General features: G+C 66.3%; 10 protein-coding genes and 2 pseudogenes. 3 read left to right on the top strand and 9 right to left on the bottom strand.

Going from position 1 to position 18,423, the window contains the following annotated elements:
• Positions 1 to 676: 676 nt before the first annotated feature.
• The gene (locus BMY40_RS02130) at positions 677 to 2,260 is read left to right on the top strand and encodes an N-acetylmuramoyl-L-alanine amidase (protein ID WP_093654715.1); all 1,584 of its coding nucleotides are present in this window, start codon (positions 677 to 679) and stop codon (positions 2,258 to 2,260) included.
• 95 nt (positions 2,261 to 2,355) lie between these two features.
• On the opposite strand, the gene BMY40_RS02125 is transcribed toward BMY40_RS02130, so the two are convergent.
• Both BMY40_RS02125 and BMY40_RS02120 read right to left on the bottom strand, forming a co-directional pair.
• A complete protein-coding gene (locus BMY40_RS02125; protein ID WP_143071722.1) occupies positions 2,356 to 3,111 on the bottom strand; it encodes a hypothetical protein in 756 nt (251 codons plus the stop codon).
• 441 nt (positions 3,112 to 3,552) lie between these two features.
• On the bottom strand, positions 3,553 to 4,110 hold the full coding sequence (locus BMY40_RS02120; RefSeq protein WP_245769789.1) for a hypothetical protein: 558 nt from the start codon (positions 4,108 to 4,110) through the stop codon (positions 3,553 to 3,555).
• Between the two features lie 130 nt (positions 4,111 to 4,240).
• Here BMY40_RS02120 and BMY40_RS28370 point away from each other — a divergent pair.
• Positions 4,241 to 4,402 (top strand): annotated as a pseudogene (locus tag BMY40_RS28370) (IS5/IS1182 family transposase); the annotation flags it as partial.
• Positions 4,403 to 4,706: 304 nt separating this feature from the next.
• On the opposite strand, the gene BMY40_RS02115 reads toward BMY40_RS28370, so the two are convergent.
• Positions 4,707 to 5,099, bottom strand: coding sequence for a hypothetical protein (locus BMY40_RS02115; protein WP_143071721.1), 393 nt, complete (start codon positions 5,097 to 5,099; stop codon positions 4,707 to 4,709).
• A gap of 236 nt (positions 5,100 to 5,335) precedes the next feature.
• The gene (locus BMY40_RS02110) at positions 5,336 to 8,125 is read right to left on the bottom strand and encodes a golvesin C-terminal-like domain-containing protein (RefSeq protein WP_245769788.1); all 2,790 of its coding nucleotides are present in this window, start codon (positions 8,123 to 8,125) and stop codon (positions 5,336 to 5,338) included.
• A gap of 14 nt (positions 8,126 to 8,139) precedes the next feature.
• Between BMY40_RS02110 and BMY40_RS02105 the strand changes: the two genes are divergently transcribed.
• Positions 8,140 to 9,006 (top strand): ISAs1 family transposase, encoded by an 867-nt coding sequence (locus BMY40_RS02105; protein ID WP_245769787.1) that lies wholly within the window; start codon positions 8,140 to 8,142, stop codon positions 9,004 to 9,006.
• 103 nt (positions 9,007 to 9,109) lie between these two features.
• Here BMY40_RS02105 and BMY40_RS27680 read toward each other — a convergent pair whose 3' ends face one another.
• The 5 genes and pseudogenes from BMY40_RS27680 to BMY40_RS02085 form a co-directional block, all read right to left on the bottom strand.
• On the bottom strand, positions 9,110 to 9,604 hold the full coding sequence (locus BMY40_RS27680) for a hypothetical protein (protein WP_143071720.1): 495 nt from the start codon (positions 9,602 to 9,604) through the stop codon (positions 9,110 to 9,112).
• Between the two features lie 895 nt (positions 9,605 to 10,499).
• Positions 10,500 to 10,700: pseudogene (locus BMY40_RS29100) on the bottom strand (RHS repeat-associated core domain-containing protein); the annotation flags it as partial.
• 226 nt (positions 10,701 to 10,926) lie between these two features.
• Positions 10,927 to 11,196 carry a hypothetical protein gene (locus tag BMY40_RS02095; protein WP_093654705.1) on the bottom strand — a complete coding sequence of 90 codons (270 nt, stop codon included), beginning with the start codon at positions 11,194 to 11,196 and terminating at the stop codon, positions 10,927 to 10,929.
• Between the two features lie 383 nt (positions 11,197 to 11,579).
• Positions 11,580 to 12,026 carry a hypothetical protein gene (locus tag BMY40_RS02090; RefSeq protein WP_143071718.1) on the bottom strand — a complete coding sequence of 149 codons (447 nt, stop codon included), beginning with the start codon at positions 12,024 to 12,026 and terminating at the stop codon, positions 11,580 to 11,582.
• A 129-nt stretch (positions 12,027 to 12,155) separates the two neighbouring features.
• On the bottom strand, positions 12,156 to 18,398 hold the full coding sequence (locus tag BMY40_RS02085) for a golvesin C-terminal-like domain-containing protein (protein ID WP_425443058.1): 6,243 nt from the start codon (positions 18,396 to 18,398) through the stop codon (positions 12,156 to 12,158).
• Between the last annotated feature and the right edge of the window lie 25 nt (positions 18,399 to 18,423).

Here is an 18,423-nt window from a genome sequence, read left to right as displayed (position 1 = left end):
TCGCACCCAGAGGAATTCCGCGTGAACTTCAGCCGTACACACGGTCCGGCGGAGTCCCGGCGGCGTCGGGGCGTCCACTCCCCCGGGCGGCCATGCGGAACCTCGTCCCGCCCGCCGGGCACCACCTCGGCCCCCGGTACCGGACCCCGCGAACCCCCTGATGGCAGCGGGCTTCCCCATCCGGCCCGGTTCCGGTGCGGGCGGCGGCCACCATCCGCACCGGAACCGGCGGCCGTCTGCCCCCGCCCCTCCCCACCACACCGCTCTGCACCCTTTTCCGGCCTTTGTCCCCACGAGTGACGCACGGTGATCCTCTGGGGTATAACCGGCCCGTCCGACAGTGGACGGCCGGCCGCGCCCCGGCCTGCCGTACGTACCGGTCGCGGCTCCGCCGCCTCGGACCGGGGCCCGTCACCGCACCTCGGGGACGGCAGGGCGGGCCGCGGGGGGCGGGAACCGCCGGCGTCCACAGCACCCCGGCGCGTACGACGAGTCGCCGCGCGCGGCCCGTGCCGCTCGTACGGCCGTGCCCGCCCACTGTCCGCGTCCGGGCGCGAAACCGCCGGCCGCCGAACAGGCGGAGACAGAACGGCGGCCACCGGACGCACCGGGATCTTCCAGAGGGGGTTTGGAACACGTGGGATCGAACAGAGGCCGCAGCCGCAGGCCGGCGGGCATGAAGCGCCGGACCTGGCTGGCGGTCGGCTCCGTCGTGCTCGGGGGATCGGTGGTGACGACGGTCGCCGTCACCACCACCTCGGGCACTTCGGACGAACAGGCCCGGGGCGAGAGGATGCGGCCCGTGGCCGCCTACACCGAGACGTTCCAGGGCGGCGATCCGGGGAAGCGCTCGGTGCCGCGCAAGGACACCCGGCCCTTCTCCATGCTCGGCGTCTCCTGGGAGGATCCGGAGGCCGAACTCGACGGCACCGCCCAGATCCGCACCCGCAGCGCGGAGACCGGACAGTGGACGCGGTGGCAGGACCTCGACCTCGACATACGGCCGCCGGAGACCGACGAGGGCGACGACAGCGGAGTGCGCGGGGCCTCCGAGCCCTTGTGGGTCGGTACGTCCGACGGAGTCGAGGCCCGGGTCATGGCGGACGGTGGGGAGTCGGCCGAACTGCCCGGCGGACTCCGCCTGGTGATGATCGACCCCGGCATCCTGGGCGAGGACATCGGTAAAGGCTGGCGCAAGGTTGGCGACATGAGCGGGGGCGGGAACTCGCAGGAGCCGTCGCAGCAGCCCTCGACGGAACCAGAGCCGGAGCCGGAGCCCAGCCAGGGCGAGCCCTCCACGGAGCCGTCCGCCTCCGCCCCCGCCACGGAGGATCCCGAGCCCAGCCTGGAGCCCTCGCAGCAGCCCACCACGGAGGCCCCCACCAGGGAGCCGACCGGAGAGCCGAGCCCGGAACCCTCCACCGAGCCCACCGGCGAACCCTCCACCGAACCCACCGGGGAACCTTCCGGCGAACCCTCCACCGAACCCACCGGAGAGCCGAGCCCGGAACCCTCCACCGAACCGGCCCCCACCGGGGAGCCGACCGGGGAGCCGAGCCCGGAACCCCCCACCGAACCCACCCAGAGCCCCACGACCGGGCCCAGCACCGAACCCACCGGTGAGCCGTCCACCACCGCCCCGGCCCCCTCGCCGTCCGGGACGCAGGCACCGCGGATCGTCAGCCGCGCCCAGTGGGGCGCCGACGAGTCGCTGGTCGAGGACCCGCCCTCCTACCTGAGCCGGGTGGACGCCGTCTTCGTCCACCACACCGCCGGCACGAACGACTACACCTGCGCCCAGTCGGCCTCGATCATCCGCGGCATCCTCACCTACCACGTCAAGACCAACGGCTGGAACGACGTCGGCTACAACTTCTTCGTCGACAAGTGCGGCACGATCTTCGAGGGCCGCGCGGGCGGTGTCGACAAGGCCGTCCAGGGCGCCCACACCTACGGCTTCAACGGCTACTCCGCGGGCGTCTCCCTGCTCGGCAACTACGAGGACGGCGGCCGGCCCACCCAGGCCGCGCTGGACGCCATCGCCCGGATCTCCGGCTGGAAGCTCGGCCTGTACGGCGCGGACCCGGCCGGCAAGGTGACGCTCACCGCGGCCGCCGACACCGGCGTCTGGAAGAAGGGCGAGCGGGCGACGCTGTACCGGATCTCCGGCCACCGCGACGGCTACGCGACCCTGTGCCCGGGGGCGAACCTCTACTCGCAGCTCCCGGCCATCCGCACCAAGGCCGCCGCGTCCTCCTGACCCACCCCCGCGCCCGAACGGAACCGGAACCAGGAACAGGACCGGGACCGGCCGCCCCGCACACCGGGGCGGCCGGTCCCTCACTTACCGCCCCCTCAGCCGGCCGCGGCCCCGGCGAGCTTGTCCACCTGCGCGGTGACGATGTCCCGCGGCATCGAAGCGCCCGACGGCGACTTGATGTTCAGGCTCATGAACTGCGCCAGCGACGCCCCGGAACGCACCACCGCGAAGTGCATCGGCACCTCGGTGCCCTCCGCCTCACCCACCAGTTTCACCGCGACCGCCTCGTCACCGCTCTCGGGCGCCTCGATCTCCTCCACGGCCGTGTAGCGGATCGTCTCCCCACCGTTGTTGCCCGAGGTGGTGAAACCGTCGCCGCACGCCTCGATCGCCGACCGCACGCCCTCCACCGTACGGGCCGCGCCGTCGCCGTCGTAGGACAGCAGCGACACCGACACGATCCGCCCGGCCGTCTCCTGCCCCGACCCGGCGAACCCCTGGGAGGCGAACGCCCGCGCCCGGGGCGTACGTCCGGTGCCGTAGGCGGTCAGATCGGCCAGCGGCCGGCACTCGGCCCGGTCCGCCTCCGGCGTCAGCGGCTCCTGGTCGGCGGCGGCTACCTGATAGCCCTTCACCTCGCCGTCGGCGAGCAGCGCCTTCTTCAGCGCCGCCTCGTCGAGGACCGGCCCCGCGGCCTTCCCGTCCTGCTCCCCCGCCTCCGGCGACGCGCTGCTCGCGGGCCGCTTCCCCGCGTCCTTGCCGGATGCCTCGTCCGAACCACCGCACGCCGCCGTGAGCGCCAGCAGCGGCGCCACCGCCGCGGCTACCAGGAGGACTCTGCTCTTCCCCACCGAACTCCCCATCTCCCGTTGTCTTTCACCGTCTCGCGCACACGCGGGGATCCAACGCCGAGGCGGCCCCGTACGATCACCGGCCGCCGCCCGGCGGAACATCCGTCGCTCCGTGCTCCACGGTCGGCACACGCTGTCACACCGCCGGCGGACCGGACAAGCGATCAAGCCCGCCCGCCCCGTCCGCTCCGCGACGGAGCGGCGGTGATGGAACCGTCGGTCGGGCACCCCGGAAGGGCATCGTCTGCTTCTCCGGGCGACCACTCGTCAGGCACCCCACCACCGCCCCACCACCTCCGCGAAGTTCCGGCCACCGCAACCTCCCGGGCCTCAGAGGTAAGGCATGACCGATACGGTGAAGAGCGCTCCGGACCGGCCTGCGGCCTTCTCCCGGAAGATCCCGCGCAACTCCGGCGGCGACGCACCGCTGCCACAGCTTTATCAGTACGGCGCCATCACCAGGCCGCCGATCACCCGCAACCCGACTTGGGCTGCCAACCACGGTGCACGTTCGGCCTCGATCTGCTTGACGTGAACGAAAACGGTGTGGTCGGCCGCGGGCTCCTCCAAGTAGAGGTCGCGGGCATGGACACACAGCGTGACGAATGCTCCGCGGGCACCCCCGGCCCCCAGACCTACCTCTGGAGCCTCGGGCCAGGCGTTGAAGTCCCAGCGCACCGTCGCCGGGCTGTCGCCGACCGCCCGGAGGAACGTCTCCACCATCTCCGGTGCCCCAGCCCAGCGTCGCAGCCAGACGGGCAAGAAGGCCGACGGATCGTTCCTGCGCTCCGACGAACCGCCCTTCCCCCCTTCCGCCCACCACTCGGCATCCGGCAACACGGCCAGCACCGCCGAGAGCGAGCGAGTCGAGGAGATCCGCACATCGAAATCGACTTCGAGATCTCCCAAGTCGGCGATCCCGAGCAGCCTCTCGACAGTGCGCAACCCCTCGGACAGGTCCGCTGTTCTCAGAACGGGCTGCGCGTGGGAGTTGGACACGACGACCAGTGTGCCACTGAATGGCATTGCCCAATCTGTTTGGCGAGCCCGCCAGTTGAGCTGACAGCCGGGCGAAGCCCCTGGTAGATGGGTTTTCGACCAGGAGAGCCGTCTCCGCCGGAGGCTTCGCGTGCTTGTCCACCCGTCCGGGATCGACGTGTTCGGCTCCGCCCTGCGCTTCCTGTCCACTCGGCTACGGGACCATCGCCGGCGACGCGGCACCCGTCGGTGTCGGCCGAGCACAGACCGTCAGTCCCTGCTCGGCCTCGCCCACCTGCGGTGCGGGCACACTCCCCAGCCTCCGGCCGGGGTGCCTCCAACGCCCAGCTCGCCGCAGGCTTCGACGCCGGTGCCACCACCTGCATCACCGAACCGGTCAAGACCGCCCTGCCCCTCCACCTCGCCACGTCAACCCAAGGTTGGAACATGAGGCGGGACGCCCTCGGCCCACGCCCGGCGCCAGCACCGTACCGGCCGGAAGAAGCGTGGTGTGTGGAGAACACCACCGCAACGACCAGGAGCCTCGCCTCGTCACACCACCCTGCTGACCTGTGATATCACTCCTGCAGGACGGGATGAAAACGGTTCACTGAACATTATCTCACAGAGAGTCCAGACCAGACCGTTAAACCCTCCCAAAAGGGACTCTTGTAATACCGCCGTCGATCCCTCACCTCACAGAGCAAATACTCTCCGGCATACTTCCGGAATATTTCCCAGTTCCCCGGATACCCGAGCAAGTGGTCGATGACTCTGATGCTCACCATTTCACGGATGGAAGCTCTCCCACTCCCCAGGAGGCGCTCCAGGAACTGAGCACATCGATGTGCGATATCCTCGTCCAGCGGGGGAGGCGTGGCCAAGAGCGGCGTCAGCACCCCTTGGACGAAGACTTCACTGGTGAGAGTGTAAGCTCCGACTTCCACAGGGTCGGAACCATTCGTGAAGGCGTAATCCTGCTCTTCTTCGTCCAGGGCGAGGATTTCCACTCGCTGCTCCGGAAAGAACTCCCAAAGCAATCCCCGCACCAGCGCGGAGTCCGTGGGACGCGGGCTCCCCGACTCACTACTCTGCGAACTTTCCGCCACGGAATCACGCCTCCCCGAAAATCTCCCAGCGGAGCGCCCCTCCGAGTTCTGTGCCTGAAGGGGTGCTCCATCGGCGATCACTCACATTTTAAGCGAATTCCGGTACAGGGCAGCTACCAATGACATCGCATGGCTGGTCACCACGGACGGATGAGGTCTCCCTTGTACTGCCTGGTCACCGAGGACTCCCTGGCCACCGGGTTCGGCGCCTTGTAGAGCTTCCCCTCGCCACTCAGCTTCTGCAGCGCTGTGGCCTTTCTTTCGAACTCAGCCTTGGGCATGCCGCTTTCGCGCTTGATGGTGACCTCGACCGGATCACCGCAGTTGTGGACGAGGAGTTGTGTCCGGCCGGCGAGGGCGTAGTAGGTGTGGACGCCGTCGACGGTGAGGTTGTGGACCCGCTGGGTGCGGTGGGTGTGGTCGATCGCGGTGATCTGGACCCAGGTGCCGGCCGAGGTCCGCAGCCACATCCCGGCCTCCAGGTCGCCGGCCTCCACCCAGCGCCCGGCGTCCGGGAGCCAGTAGGGGTGGCCTTCGGTGGAGGTGATCTCCTCCGGGGCGTCGCCGCCGGAGCCGTCGGCGTCGACGGTGAGGGTGACCAGGTGCTTGCCGCCCCGGTGGCTGCGGGTGTCGGTCACCTCCCGGGCCCGGGTGTCCCCGGTCTCCGGATCGGTGGCCAAGACCTGGTCGCCGGTCTTGAGGTCCTCGATGGCCTTGGTGGACCCGTCGGCCATCAGCACCCGCGTGCCGGGGAGGAAGCTGTGCGGCTTCTTCGCCGGGCAGGTGGCCGGCTTGTCCTCCTTCGGCTTGTCCTGCTTGGGCTTGGACTTCGGTGCGGTCTTGGTGGTCTTGCGGGCGTCGTTGGCCGCGCCGGCGGCACCCGCGCCCTTCTCGGCCCACTTCGCCGCGGTCGCCGCCGTACCCGCCCCCGGGATGGCCGCCGCCATCGACAGGGCACCGTCGACGTAGTTGCCCTTGGCCATGTACCACAGGCCGTTGGCCACATCCGCGACCTCGCCGACCACCGGCACCATGCCCACCACGTCCAGCGTGGCGTGACCGATGTCCGACCACGACATCCCGAACAGGTGCCCGTCCAGCTCCACGAAGGAGATGGGGTTGCCGCCGGCGAAGGCGTACCGGTTGTTGGTGAACGGGTCGGTGGCCAGGCCCATGTCCGCCAGTGCCCCGCCGTACAGGTCGCGCGTCAGGAACCGGTTCAGACCCGGGTCGTAGCTGCGGAAACCCATGTCGTAGGTGCCCGACGCGGCGTCCCAGCGGTGCCCGTTGAACCGGTAGGCGTTGTACGGCTCCTCCTCGCGCAGCACCTGGTCGTCCATGGCCAGGTAGACGAAGGCCTTGGTCTTGCCGCTGGTACCGGAGGTGGTCTCCGTCACCGTGCGGTCGAAGGCGTCGTAGGTGTAGGTGGTGGTTCTGGCCGCGGTGCCGCTGCCGGCGGTGTGCTCGGCGATGCGGTCGAAGCCGTCGTAGCTGTACTTCTCCTGGATGGTTCCGTTGGAGGAGACGGTGTCCAGCCGTCCGAGCGGGTCGTAGTTGTAGGTGGCCGAGACTCCGTTGGTGGTGGTCTTCAGCAGCCGGTTGCGGTCGTAGGTCGTGGTGGTGGTGACACCGCCGATGGTCTGCTCGACGACGTTGTGGTTGGCGTCGTGGACGTAGGTCTCGGTGCCGGCGCCGTCACCGGTCTTGGTGACCTTGGCGATGCGGTCCAGCGGGTCGTAGGCGAAGGTGGAGACGGTCTCCAGCAGGTCCGCCGAGTCGTCGGCGTTCATCAGCTTCGCCGTGTCCTTGGAGCGGTTGCCGTTGGGGTCGTACTCCAGGTCGTGGCGGGCCACCACCGTCCCGGTGGCGGTCTTCTCCACCTGGGACTTGACCGGGCCGTCGAGGTAGTAGGTGAAGTCGACGGTGTTGCCGTTGGGCTTGACCTGCTTCAGCGGCTGGCGCCGGTCGGTGTAGGTGAAGGTGGAGACCTGCTGCCTGTCGGCGGTCGGGGAGTCGGCGTTGGTCACCTTGGCGACCATGTCGCGGATGTCGTACTCGATCTTCGACCAGGTCAGGTCGTGGGTGGAGCTGGTGATGTTGCCGTTGGCGTCGTAGGTGATGGCGGTGGTGTCGCGCACCGTGCCGGAGGACTTCTCCTCCACCTTCACCATCTGGTTGAGCCCGTCGTAGGAGATCGTGTAGGTGTCGATCTCCGCGTTCGGGGAGAGGTCCCTGACCTCGGTCAGCAGACCGTTGGCGTCGTAGCGGTAGGTGAAGTCCTTCTCTTCGGTGTCGGTCTCGCCGGTGTTGTCGCGCACCAGCTTGACCGCGTCCGCCACGACCGTGCCGGTGGCGCCGTCGGTCAAGGTGATCTTCTGCGGTGCGGACTCGGTGAAGGAGTACGACCCCAGCGAGATCCACTCACCGGCCCGCGTGGACTGGTCCACGGTGCGCTGCGCCTCGCCGGAGGCGTGGGTGACGGTGAACGGGGCGTCACCGGCCGCGCCGGTCACATCGCCGTGCCGGACGAAGACCTCGTAGGTGCCGTCCTGCGGGATGGTCAGCTGCCACACGAACCGCGCGCTGCCGTCACCGGCGGCGTGGGTGCGCAGGTTGTAGCCCCACTGGTCGGTGGCCTGGGAGGACTCCCACACGCCCTGGACGGCGGTGTTGTGGGTGTCGGAGGAGTCGACCAGCACCACGTGCCGGCCGACCGGGACGCCGTCATCGGAGCGGGCCTTCTGGTTGCCCGACGGGTAGAAGTCCCAGGTCATCGTGCGGGAGGAGGAACCGCCCGCGGAGGTGAGGGTGTTGCGGGTCTGCCGGCCGAGCTCGTTGTAGTCGTAGCTGGTGGTGATGCCGAACGGGTCGGTGGCCGACCGCGTCCAGCCGTTGTCGTAGTAGGTGTAGACGGTGTCGTCCCGCACCCCCACACCCTGTGATGTCTCTTCTTGTCCAGCTCGACGGCGACGCCCTGGATCGGGCGACCGGCGCCTTCCTCACCACCCGCGCCACCCCGACCGAGCCCGGGCTACGGGCGATCGCCGTCGACGGCAAGGCTCTGCGCGGCTCACGCACTCCCACCGCCCCGCACGTCACCCTGCTCGCCACAATGGGCCACACCGGTCACGTCCTCGCCCAGCGACAGGTCACCGGTAAGAGCAACCAGATCCCCCGCTTACAGCCCCTGCTGGACACCATCGACCCGACCGGCACGGTCATCACCGCCGACGCCCTGCACACCCAGCACACCTACGGCACCTACCTCCGTGGACGCGGCGCCCACTACATCGCCCAGGTCAAGGCCAACCACCCCACCCTGTTCGACCGCGTCCGCCACCTGCCCTGGCGGGAAATCACGCTCGACCACCACGACCGCACCTGGTCCCATTACCGCACGGAGGTCCGGCGCCTGAAGACCGTCGCCTTCGCCCACCTCGACTACCCCGACGCCCGCCAGGCCCTCCACATCGTGCGCTGGAAGAAGGACTTCACCAGCGGCAAGCTCACCATCGAGCGCATCTACCTGATCACCAACCTGCCGCCCGGCGCGGTCACCGGCAACGAACTGGCTGCCTGGATCAGAGGGCACTGGAAGATTGAAAACCTGCTGCACCACGTCCGCGACCGGATCTTCCGCGAGGACGACTCCAAGATCCGTACTGGCCGTCTCCCGCGCATCATGGCCGGCCTGCGCAACCTCGCCATCGGCGTCCACAGCCAGGACGGCAACACCAACATCGTCGCCGCCCTCCGCCGCACCGGCCGTGACCACCAGCGACCCCTCACCACCCTCGGACTGACCTGACGAACCCGGACACAAGATCACTTCTCAAAGACCTTGCCACGGAGGCTGCGACTGTGACTGACCGAAACAAACATAGTTTCGATACCCAAAATTATGGCACAGGTCAGCCGTGACACAGAAGCTTCACCAGGATCACGTTCGAATCCAAGTTTTCCAGATAGCCGAGGGGATTCCTTTCATACCTCCATCCATCTCGCATATGTGGACAGAGTTCAGGGGATACACAGGCGCCATGTACAGGGTTTCCTCTCTCGATCCACCAGCCGTCAAGCGTCAACAGATTCGAATTCCATTCGTCCCAGGAATCCGAAACGCGAAGCATTCCCTTAGGCCCCCCGGCACATCTGCCCGGAAGGCTCGGAAGGATCTTTCCATCGTAGCGAGGGAAATCATGAATGAGCCTAGGATCATCTTCGAAGCCAGGGACGATCAAGAATCCCGTTGCGTCGCTACCACCGCGAATCGTCCATCGATCCCATATTTCTCGCCATTCAAAACCAGAATACATCTCAAAGGGAGCGAGAGAATCCCTTAGCAAGGCTTCAAGGTTCTCTTCGGCGCCCGCAGGCAAGCACGCCACTACTCTAATCCCCGCCATCTTATCCTCCTTGTCGAAATTGGAAAAGTTGAAACAGCGACGGATGCCACCGCTGGACCACGGTCCAGCGGTGGCATCTAACTCGTTACGCCAAATTCACTCACGCGCAGTATTTCGTCGTAGGATCGCACACCGAACTTCTCGGAGGGGGGCCGTATGTGTCGAGAACTCCCCACGGGTCGATGACATCTTCGCCCATCTCTCGAAGCCCGCCCCAGAAGCCGAAGCTGCGGAAGTAGCTGTTGGCTTGCGCGAGGGGCATGAGGCTGCCCACCACGCCCAGCGCATGGAAACCCCGCATCCTTGGGCTCATTCGTTGCACATTAGGGCCACCGGTCACGGAGCTGAAAACTCTCCCACTATCGAACCCGCTGCCTGAGTGAATCACTCTAACGCGGGAATCGTTCTTGAAGCGTTCTGCCACCGCCTCAGCCTGAGCCTCGGTCTTCGCGACAAAAATAACGTTGTTCGCCTGCTTTTTCTTGTTCGGGTCCATCTTGTTGCTTATGGTCGATGCGATCATGTCGACGCTCTGACTCGCCTTGGCTCCTGTGGCGTCGTAATCCTGTACGTCTACTATTTCTCCATTGACCCAAGATACTCTGATCATGTCGGAGGTTGTGCCTAGGTTCCTCAGGTTCCCGTTTCCATCCTCGATGACCCCCTTGCCCGTCGGGTTCGCATCGTCCTGGAAGAAGTACCTCTCGCCCGTTCCTGTTGCCGGGTCATAGTAGACCCCGGCTGCCCTGAGATCGTCGTTTACCGCTTGGAGGGCGGCTGCTGATTCCGCGTTATCAGCCGCATCGCTGAGGATGTGACCAATGCCGAAGGCGTCGTATATAACCGATCGGCCATCTACTGTACTACCTTGCGTCAGGGCGGCGCTTCCGTCACCTATCGGGGCCTCTCTGTGGCCATCAAGCTCGATAAATGAAATGGGGTTGCCACCGGTGAAAGCGTAGCGGTTGGAGGTGAAGGGGTCGGTGCCCAGGGACATGTCGGCCAGGGCGCCGTTGCACATGTCGCGGGTGGTGAAGCGGTTCAGGCCGGGGCTGTAGTCGCGGAAGCCCATGTCGTAGGTGCCGGTGGCGGAGTCCCGGCAAGACTCCCCCGGAGAGCCATGGCTCTCCGGGGGAGTCAACGCACCCAGAGGCTCCTACTTCATCCGGTGCCTCACCCGTGGCCGTTGCACTGCAAGTGCGCGATGAACACGTCGGTTCCGAACAAATCAGTCATCGACCCGCCAGAACCTGTGAGACGAAACTTCCAGAGCAAGAGGCCGCCGCCCGTCATGGACGGAGTCCAGTGGGCGGAAAAACAGGTCAGGCACTTGACACCAGGAACCACATGACCACGATGAGCGCTGCCAACAGCAGGCAGAACACCCGCGCGATCTTCCCTCTCCAGGTCATCCACGTAACGAGCGCAAGCAGCGCCGCTGCTAGCACCAGGCAGAAATAAGCCCCCGCAGTGGAATCAGCGTCGCCTGGGCCGGTCTGCTCACCCTCGACAGCGAAGATCGACAAACCCATCAAGGCCGTTGCCGCAAGGTAAACACCTGCCGCGAACAAGCCTCGCAGCCAAAGCTCCAAGCTTACGCTCTTACTCACCTTGACAACCCTTTGAATGAATGCGGCCGAGAATCAGTGGCGCGCGCCGAAGCAGATTGACGTGCACCACAGAGTTGAACCTCAGTTAAGCAGCTCCGTCAGCATCGGCTGCCATTCGACGATCCTCCTGCCGTATGCCCTAGAGCTAGGACCGGTTCCCGAGTAAGGACCTCCTTGATACCAAGCTCCCACATTCTGGATGTCCGCATCGTGCACGCTCAATGATCACAGACGAGCACTCACCGTCACCACCGAATACGGAACAGCCCCGAACGTTTTTTACAGTCCCCAACGACCCAGAAACCGAACCGTTTCTGATCAATAAGGTTGGGAAAGATCCATTTTTCGCGAATAAGGCATCTCGTTTACAGATACTCCGCGATCGCCTTGCGGGTGGCGTCGGATACCCTGGTGGCATCCAATTCGCTCAGCATGAGCCGAGCGGCCTCCTCGCCCAATAGGGGAAGCGAAGCGACAACGAGTTGCTCGTCGCCGAGCAACGGTTCGATGACTTCGAAGTAGGCTGCGGCATGGATGGAGTCTACAGGGCTCATAAGAAGCAACTCTACGAACTCAAAGCACCTGCTAAGAAGTTCCGCATTCCGGACCTGCCTCCGAAGTTCAGGGAGAATGATTCCTCGATACGCCACTCCGGAGAGGAAATCATACAGATCGAACCACTCGATCTCTCCCGTGATCACCTCTTCGGTTGGCCTCCCCAAGAAAACGGAGATCGCCTCTCCGCTCTCCGGGACCATTCTGAACAACAAGGCAGGAATCTTGCTTCTGTTGCAAATTGCCACAGTTTCCAATCACCTCAAGGTAGTATCGAAATACCAGGACTGCTAGGGCGCGACGGCGGCGGCCCGGTCATGCTTCCATGAGAACGGGCCGCCACCACTCTGGCACACCACGCCGGGTACCCGGGTGCGCCATCGCTCCTACGCCATAGGAGCCGGTCCTTGCGGATCTAGTAGGTCATGGAGCCCGAAGGGATCCATGCCGTCCCTGATCATCTCCCAACTGCCATCAATCCAGCCGTACTCCCTGATGTACTCTGGCGCCTGCAAGAGCCCAAGCCCTGTTCCCGCTATGCCAAAGGTCTTGTAGAACCCCCGAACATTCTTGGGCTCTCCATGCGGCTTGGGAGCGGGATTCCTGCCGACGGCCCTGAAATCCTGGCCCGTGATGTCGCTCAACGACTGCGCCTTCAAAACCCTCTCTCTGTTGGTAACCAGAGTCTTCCTTAGCTCGGCATCATTCTGAACCATCTGGGACACCTTGCCGGTGACATCATTCGAGTTGAGTGCATCGAATAGGTCCGCTGCCTCTTTGCGTGCTACCTTCAAGTCGGCGTCGGAGAGGAGTGCATTACCCTTCTCTCGGCTCTTTCGGTCTTCCTCCAGGAGGGAGGCGAGTCCAGCCAGTTTATTTGACGCCTTCTCCAGGTGCCATCTCCGCGATCCGTCCTTGGCGGGCTTTCCTGTGTTGAATTCCTGGATTAGTGCCGTCGATGTTCTCCCATCCCCCAGGCCCTTATTCTCCCCCTTTCGCAGGTAGAGTTCCTCGATGATGTTTTGCAATTTCCCATTATCTACCTTGGGTATGCTCGCGCGAGGTTTAGAAGCTCCTGGATTAGGGTTCGCCAGACAGGCCATCAGACATGCAGCACCACCAGCCGCAGCGATGCCACAGGATGCCTTGACTCCATCAGCACAGGGAAGATGTCCGTCGAGTTCGATGCGGCTGATGGGGTTGCCGGCGGTGAAGGCGTAGCGGTTGGAGGTGAAGGGGTCGGTGCCCAGGGACATGTCGGCCAGGGCGCCGTTGTACATGTCGCGGGTGGTGAAGCGGTTCAGGCCGGGGCTGTAGTCGCGGAAGCCCATGTCGTAGGTGCCGGTGGCGGAGTCCCAGCGCTTGGCGTTGTATCGGTAGGGGTTGTACGCCTCCTTGGTGGGGTCGGTGGGGTCGGGCTTGTCGATGCCGGTGAACTCGGAGGTGTCGTTGGATCCGTAGGCGGTGTAGCCGTATGTGGCCTTGGTGTCGCCGGTGGCGTCGGTGAGGGTCTCGACGTCGGTGTGGGCGTTGTAGCCGTAGAACCCGTCCTCGGCCGTGCCGTCGGCGTTGTGCTTGGTCTGGGACAGGCGCTGGCCCCAGGGGCTGTACTGGTAGGACTTGGTGACCTTGCCGGCGACCTCCTCATCCAGTACCTCGCCGGACAGGCCGAGGTAGTCGAAGTCGGTGGTGGTGCCGTCGGCGGTCTTGGAGGCGGTGCGCTCCAGCGGATCGTAGGTGTAGGTGGTGGTCTTCCGCGCGCCGGTGTCGTCGAGCTTGGTGTGCTCGGTGACGTGGTCGAAGCCGTCGTAGGTCTTGGACTCGATGATCTGGCCGCCGGAGGTGACCGAGCTCAGCCGGCCGAACGGGTCGTAGTCGTAGGAGGCGGTCGAGCCGCCGGCGGTGGCGCTCAGCAGCCGGTTGCGGTCGTAGGCGTAGGTGGTGGTGGTGCCGCCCACGGTCTGGCTGATGACGTTGGCGTTGGCGTCGTGGACGTAGGTGTCGGTGCCGGCGCCGTTGCCGGTCTTGACCGACGTGGCCAGCCGGTCGACCGGGGCGTAGGTGTAGTCGGTGGTGGACTCCAGGTAGGCGGTGTGGTCGTCGGCGTTCATCTTCTTCGCCACGTCCCGCGCCTTGTTGCCGTTGGGGTCGTAGGCGTAGGTGTGGGAGGAGACCAGGGTGCCGCCCGCCTTCTTCTCCACCTGGGTCTTCAGCGCGCCGTCGAGGAAGTAGGTGTGGTCGACGGTGTTGCCGTTGTCCTTGGTCTCGCGCAGCTTCTGGCCGCGGGGAGTGTAGGTGAAGGTGGTGACCTTGGGGTCGGTGTCGAGGGGGCTGGTCCCGACGGAGACCTCGTCGACCAGGTCGCGGATGTCGTAGCCGTAGGCGGAGTACTGGTCGGGGTTGGTCAGCGTCTTGGCCAGGCCGTTGGGGTCGTAGGTGTAGGAGGTGGTCTCCTTGACCGTGCCCGCGGCCAGTTCCTCGACCTGGTGGACCTGGTTGAGGCCGGTGTAGGCGATCCGGTAGGTGTCGATGTCGGCGCCGGAGGAGCCGTCGGTGATCTGGGTGAGGTTGCCGTTGGCGTCGTAGGTGTAGGAGAAGTCGCGCTGTTCGGTGTCGGTCTCGCCGCTGGTGTCGCGCACCAGCTTCACCGCGTCGGCGGCGACCGTGCCGCCATCGTTCTCGAACAGCTCCAGCTTGGCCGCGTTGCCCTGGGTGAAGGTGTAGGAGCCCAGGGAGACCCAGGTGCCGGCGCCGCTGGTCTGGTCCACCGTCGCCTCGGTGGTGCCCGAGGCGTGGGTGACGGTGTAGGTCGCGGAGGTGGCCGCGCCCGCCGCCTGCGGGTACTTCACGTAGGCGGTGTAGGTGCCGTCGGCGGGGATGTTGAGGGTCCAGGTGAAGGCGTCCGTGCCGGTGCCGGCCGCGTGCGTGGCGTGGTCGTAGCCCTGCTGGCCGTCGGCGTCCGCCGTGGTCCAGGTGCCGGTGGAGTCGGTGTTGTGGGTGTCGGAGTTGTCGACCAGCACCACGTGCCGGCCGACCGGCACGCCGTCGTCGGTGCGGGACTTCAGCTTGCCGTCGGGGTAGTAGCTCCAGCCCATCGTGCGGGAGGAGGAGCCTCCGGCCGAGGTGAGGGTGCGGGCGGTCTGCCGGCCCAGGTCGTTGTAGTCGTAGGTGGTGGTGATGTCCCACGGGTCGGTGGAGGACTTCACCAGACCGTGGTCGTAGTAGGTGTAGGTGGTGGTGTTGCGGACCGACTGCCCCTGGGAGGGCGGCAGCGAGGTCGACTTCACCCGGCCGGCCGCGTCGTACACCGTCTCGGTGTAGACGTTGGGGTCGTTGTAGCGGGAGTCGTCCGGGTCGTAGGGCTGGAACTGCTTGACCGGGCGGTTCAGCGCGTCGTACTCGGTCCGGGCGGTGAAGGCCTCCGTCGTCCCGGCGGCCACGGCCCGCGGGGTGATCACCTTGGTGCGGTTGCCGACCTCGTCGTACTCGTACTTCGTCGTGCGGTAGGTGATCGTGCCCGAGGCGTCCTTGGCGTGCGGGACCTTGACCTCGGTGGTCATGCCGCGCTCGTCATAGGTGACGAGCGTGGTGTTGTTCTCGGCGTCCGTGGTGGAGACGACCAGGGAGTCCTTGTCGTACGCGCGCGAGGTGGTGTGGCCGGCCGCGTCCGTGACCGTGGTGACGCGGTGGTTGAGGTCGTAGGCGTAGGCGGTGGTGAAGTCGCCGGTATCGGTGCTGGCGTTCTTCTTCGGGTCGGTGACCTTCACCAGGTTGCCGACGTCGTCGTAGCTGTAGCTGATCTTGTCGCCCGCCGCGTTGACCACGGAGGTGAGCTGGTAGATCGCGTCGTAGGCGTGGGTGGTGGTGTAGTCGCCGGCCGTGGTGGTCAGGTTGCCCTTGGGCTCGGTGGTCGTCAGGAGGTTGCCGACCCTGTCGTAGGCGTAGGTCGTCCTGCGCTCGTCCGAGGTGTCGGTGTCCTTCGGCGCGGTGGCCGAGGTGAGCTGGTCGGCGCTGTCGTAGACGGCCGTGGAGACCGCCCCGTTGGGCGCGGTGGACTCGGTGATGTTGTCGTTGGCGTCGTAGACCGGGGCCGGGGTGGTGATCAGCTCACCGGCGTCCTGGTCCTTGGGCACGGTGGAGACCAGCGGACGCCCGAAGACGTCGTAGGTCTGCGTGGTGGTCTTGCCCAGCGCGTCGGTGCTCTCCAGCACCTGCCCGCGCTCGTCGTAGACGAACGAGGTGGTGTTGTTCAGCGCGTCGGTGATCAGCGCCGGGTAGCCGGTCGGGCCGAACTCGCCGTGGGTGGTGGTGTTGCCGCCTGCGTCGGTGGCCGTCTTCAGTCGGCCGTGGGTGTCGTAGGTGTAGGTGGTGGTGTAGTCGTCGGCGGTGGTGGTGGCGGTGCCCTTGGGGTCGGTGACCGAGGTCAGGTTGCCGAAAGTGTCGTAGCCGAACTGCCAGGTACGGCCCTCCGGGGAGACCTTGCGCCACAGGTCGGCCACATGGCCGTTGAGCGAGGTGGCGTACTCCATCGTCGTGCCCGGGGTGCCGGCCGCGTTGGCCTCGGCGTCCTTGGTTTCGGTGGGGTAGCCGGTCTTGGGGTCGTAGGCGTAGGTGGTGACCGCGCCGTTGTTCTCCTCCAGGCGCGTGACGTTGTTGTCCGCGTCCCAGGACAGCTTGGTGGTCTGGGACTTGGCGTTGGTCACCTGGGTGGGGCGGCCGTAGCCGTCCTGGAGGTAGGTGGAGGCGTTGCCCTCCGCATCCGTCACCCGGGTCTGGATGGTGGAGCCGGCCGTGCCGTCGGGGTCGGTGTAGACGAAGCCGGTGTCGTGCCCGAGGCGGTCGGTGATGGTCTGCGCCGCCCAGTGGAACTTCGGGTCATCCCCCTCGCTGGGGTCGTAGTAGTCGAAGGAGGTGGCGTTGCCGCGCGGGTCGGTGACCTTGACGAGCTTGACGTTCTTGTTGCCCTGCGTGGCGTCGTAGGTGAAGCGGAACACCTTCGGCTGCGTGCTGCCGGCGCCGTCGGTCAGCTCACCGAGCAGGCCCTTGTCGCTGTAGACGAAGGTCAGCTTCCGCCCGGAGACATCCGTCATCGACGCGATGTGGTCGATGATCTTCGGGCTGGTCAGGTTGGTGCCGGACTGTTTGGCACCGGCGTCGTCGATGTAGGGGTAGTCCTGGCCCTTGTCGTAGTAGTCGACCGTCAGGGTCTGCCGGCCGGCCGGGTCGGTGATGTACTTCAGGAACTTGACCGGCTTGTTGTTGGAGCGGCGCTCCTCGTAGGTGTAGGTCTGGGTGTTGCCGTTCTTGTCGGTGATCGCCGACAGGTAGCCGTCGCAGTCGAAGAAGAACTGTGTGCGGTCCGGCCGCGTCATCGACCAGGCACGTGGGTCGCCGTCGGCCGACGGCCTGCAGTCCACCCCCGCCTTCCGCTGGAGCAGGTAGTGGACCCCGGCCGGGGCCTTCCAGGTGCCGTCGTCCTGCTTGCGGAAGGTGTGCGCGGTGCCGTCACCGTCGGGGAGGGTGACGGTGGTCGGGTCGGGGTTGGGGTGGAAGTCCAGCGCCGCGCCCGAACGGATCGGGGCTGCCAGCTGCGCCGACCAGCCGTGGCCGAGGACGGTGTCGGAGGTGTCCTGGGAGTTGTAGGAGAACCGGGCGAAGGTGGACAGGCCTCGGCCGGGGTTGGAGAACGCGTTGTAGGACCAGACGTTGTTGCCGGCGTACAGGTTGTTCATCACCGTCGAGCCGGCGCCGGTGTTCTTGCCCGCGTAGGAGTAGAACTTCTCCAGGCCCAGCTGGTTGGAGGTCGGGTCCTCCACCGCCATGTGCTGGGCCAGCCCGGGGACTCCTCCGCCGTCCGACACCCAGGCGCCGGTGCTCTTGTTCCGCACGTCCCAGGTGAGCACGTGGTCCAGGCGCTTGTTGCCGGAGTCGGAGTTGATCGGCGCCTTGACCTGAGCCCGCACCGTCGCCGACTCGCCCGGCGCGAGGTTCCTCGGCAGGGCGGTGGCGATCTGGTTGCCGCCGGTGGTGGCGTCGGTGCCGTCCGGCAGCGCCCAGCGGTAGGACAGCTCGTGTCCGGTCGCCGTCCACTCCGAGCCGGTGGTGTTGGTGACCGTCACCTCGACGGTGTCGGTGTCACCGGGGATCATCCGGGACGGCGTCTGCGGCGCGTAGTAGGTCTTCTCGGCGGTGGAGTCGACGTAGATGACGCGGATCAGCGGGCGGAGCTGCGGGTCGGCGGCCTCCGCCGACAGGAACAGGCTGCGTTCCTGCGGGCCGGTGGAGGACTCGTCGGCGAGCTTGAGCATCGCGCCCTTGTTGGCGGCCGGGTCGCTCACCCAGCCCTGCGTCATCGAGGTGGCGTCCCACCAGTGGCGTCCGACCTCGTTGCCCCACTGTGCCGTGGTGTCGGAGACGGTGGAGCCGTAGTCGCCGCCGGGTCTGCTCCAGGCGGTGGAGGAGGACGCCTTGTTCCAGGTGGCGGTGGTCTCGTCGAAGGCCCGTGTCAGCGGGCGCAGTTCGTAGACCGCCCCGTCGCTGCCGGTGGTGGTCTGCGAGGCCCACAGGAACAGTCGGGACTCCAGCACGGTGGCGCTGGTGGGGATGTCGGAGGTCGGGAACTCCAGCACCGAGCGGGTGGTGCCGTAGGTGGCG

The organism is Streptomyces radiopugnans, assembly GCF_900110735.1.
In the GTDB taxonomy this organism is placed as follows: domain Bacteria; phylum Actinomycetota; class Actinomycetes; order Streptomycetales; family Streptomycetaceae; genus Streptomyces; species Streptomyces radiopugnans.
The sequence above is the reverse complement of the archived record's forward strand: the minus strand, read 5'-3'. Positions and strand labels throughout refer to the sequence as shown.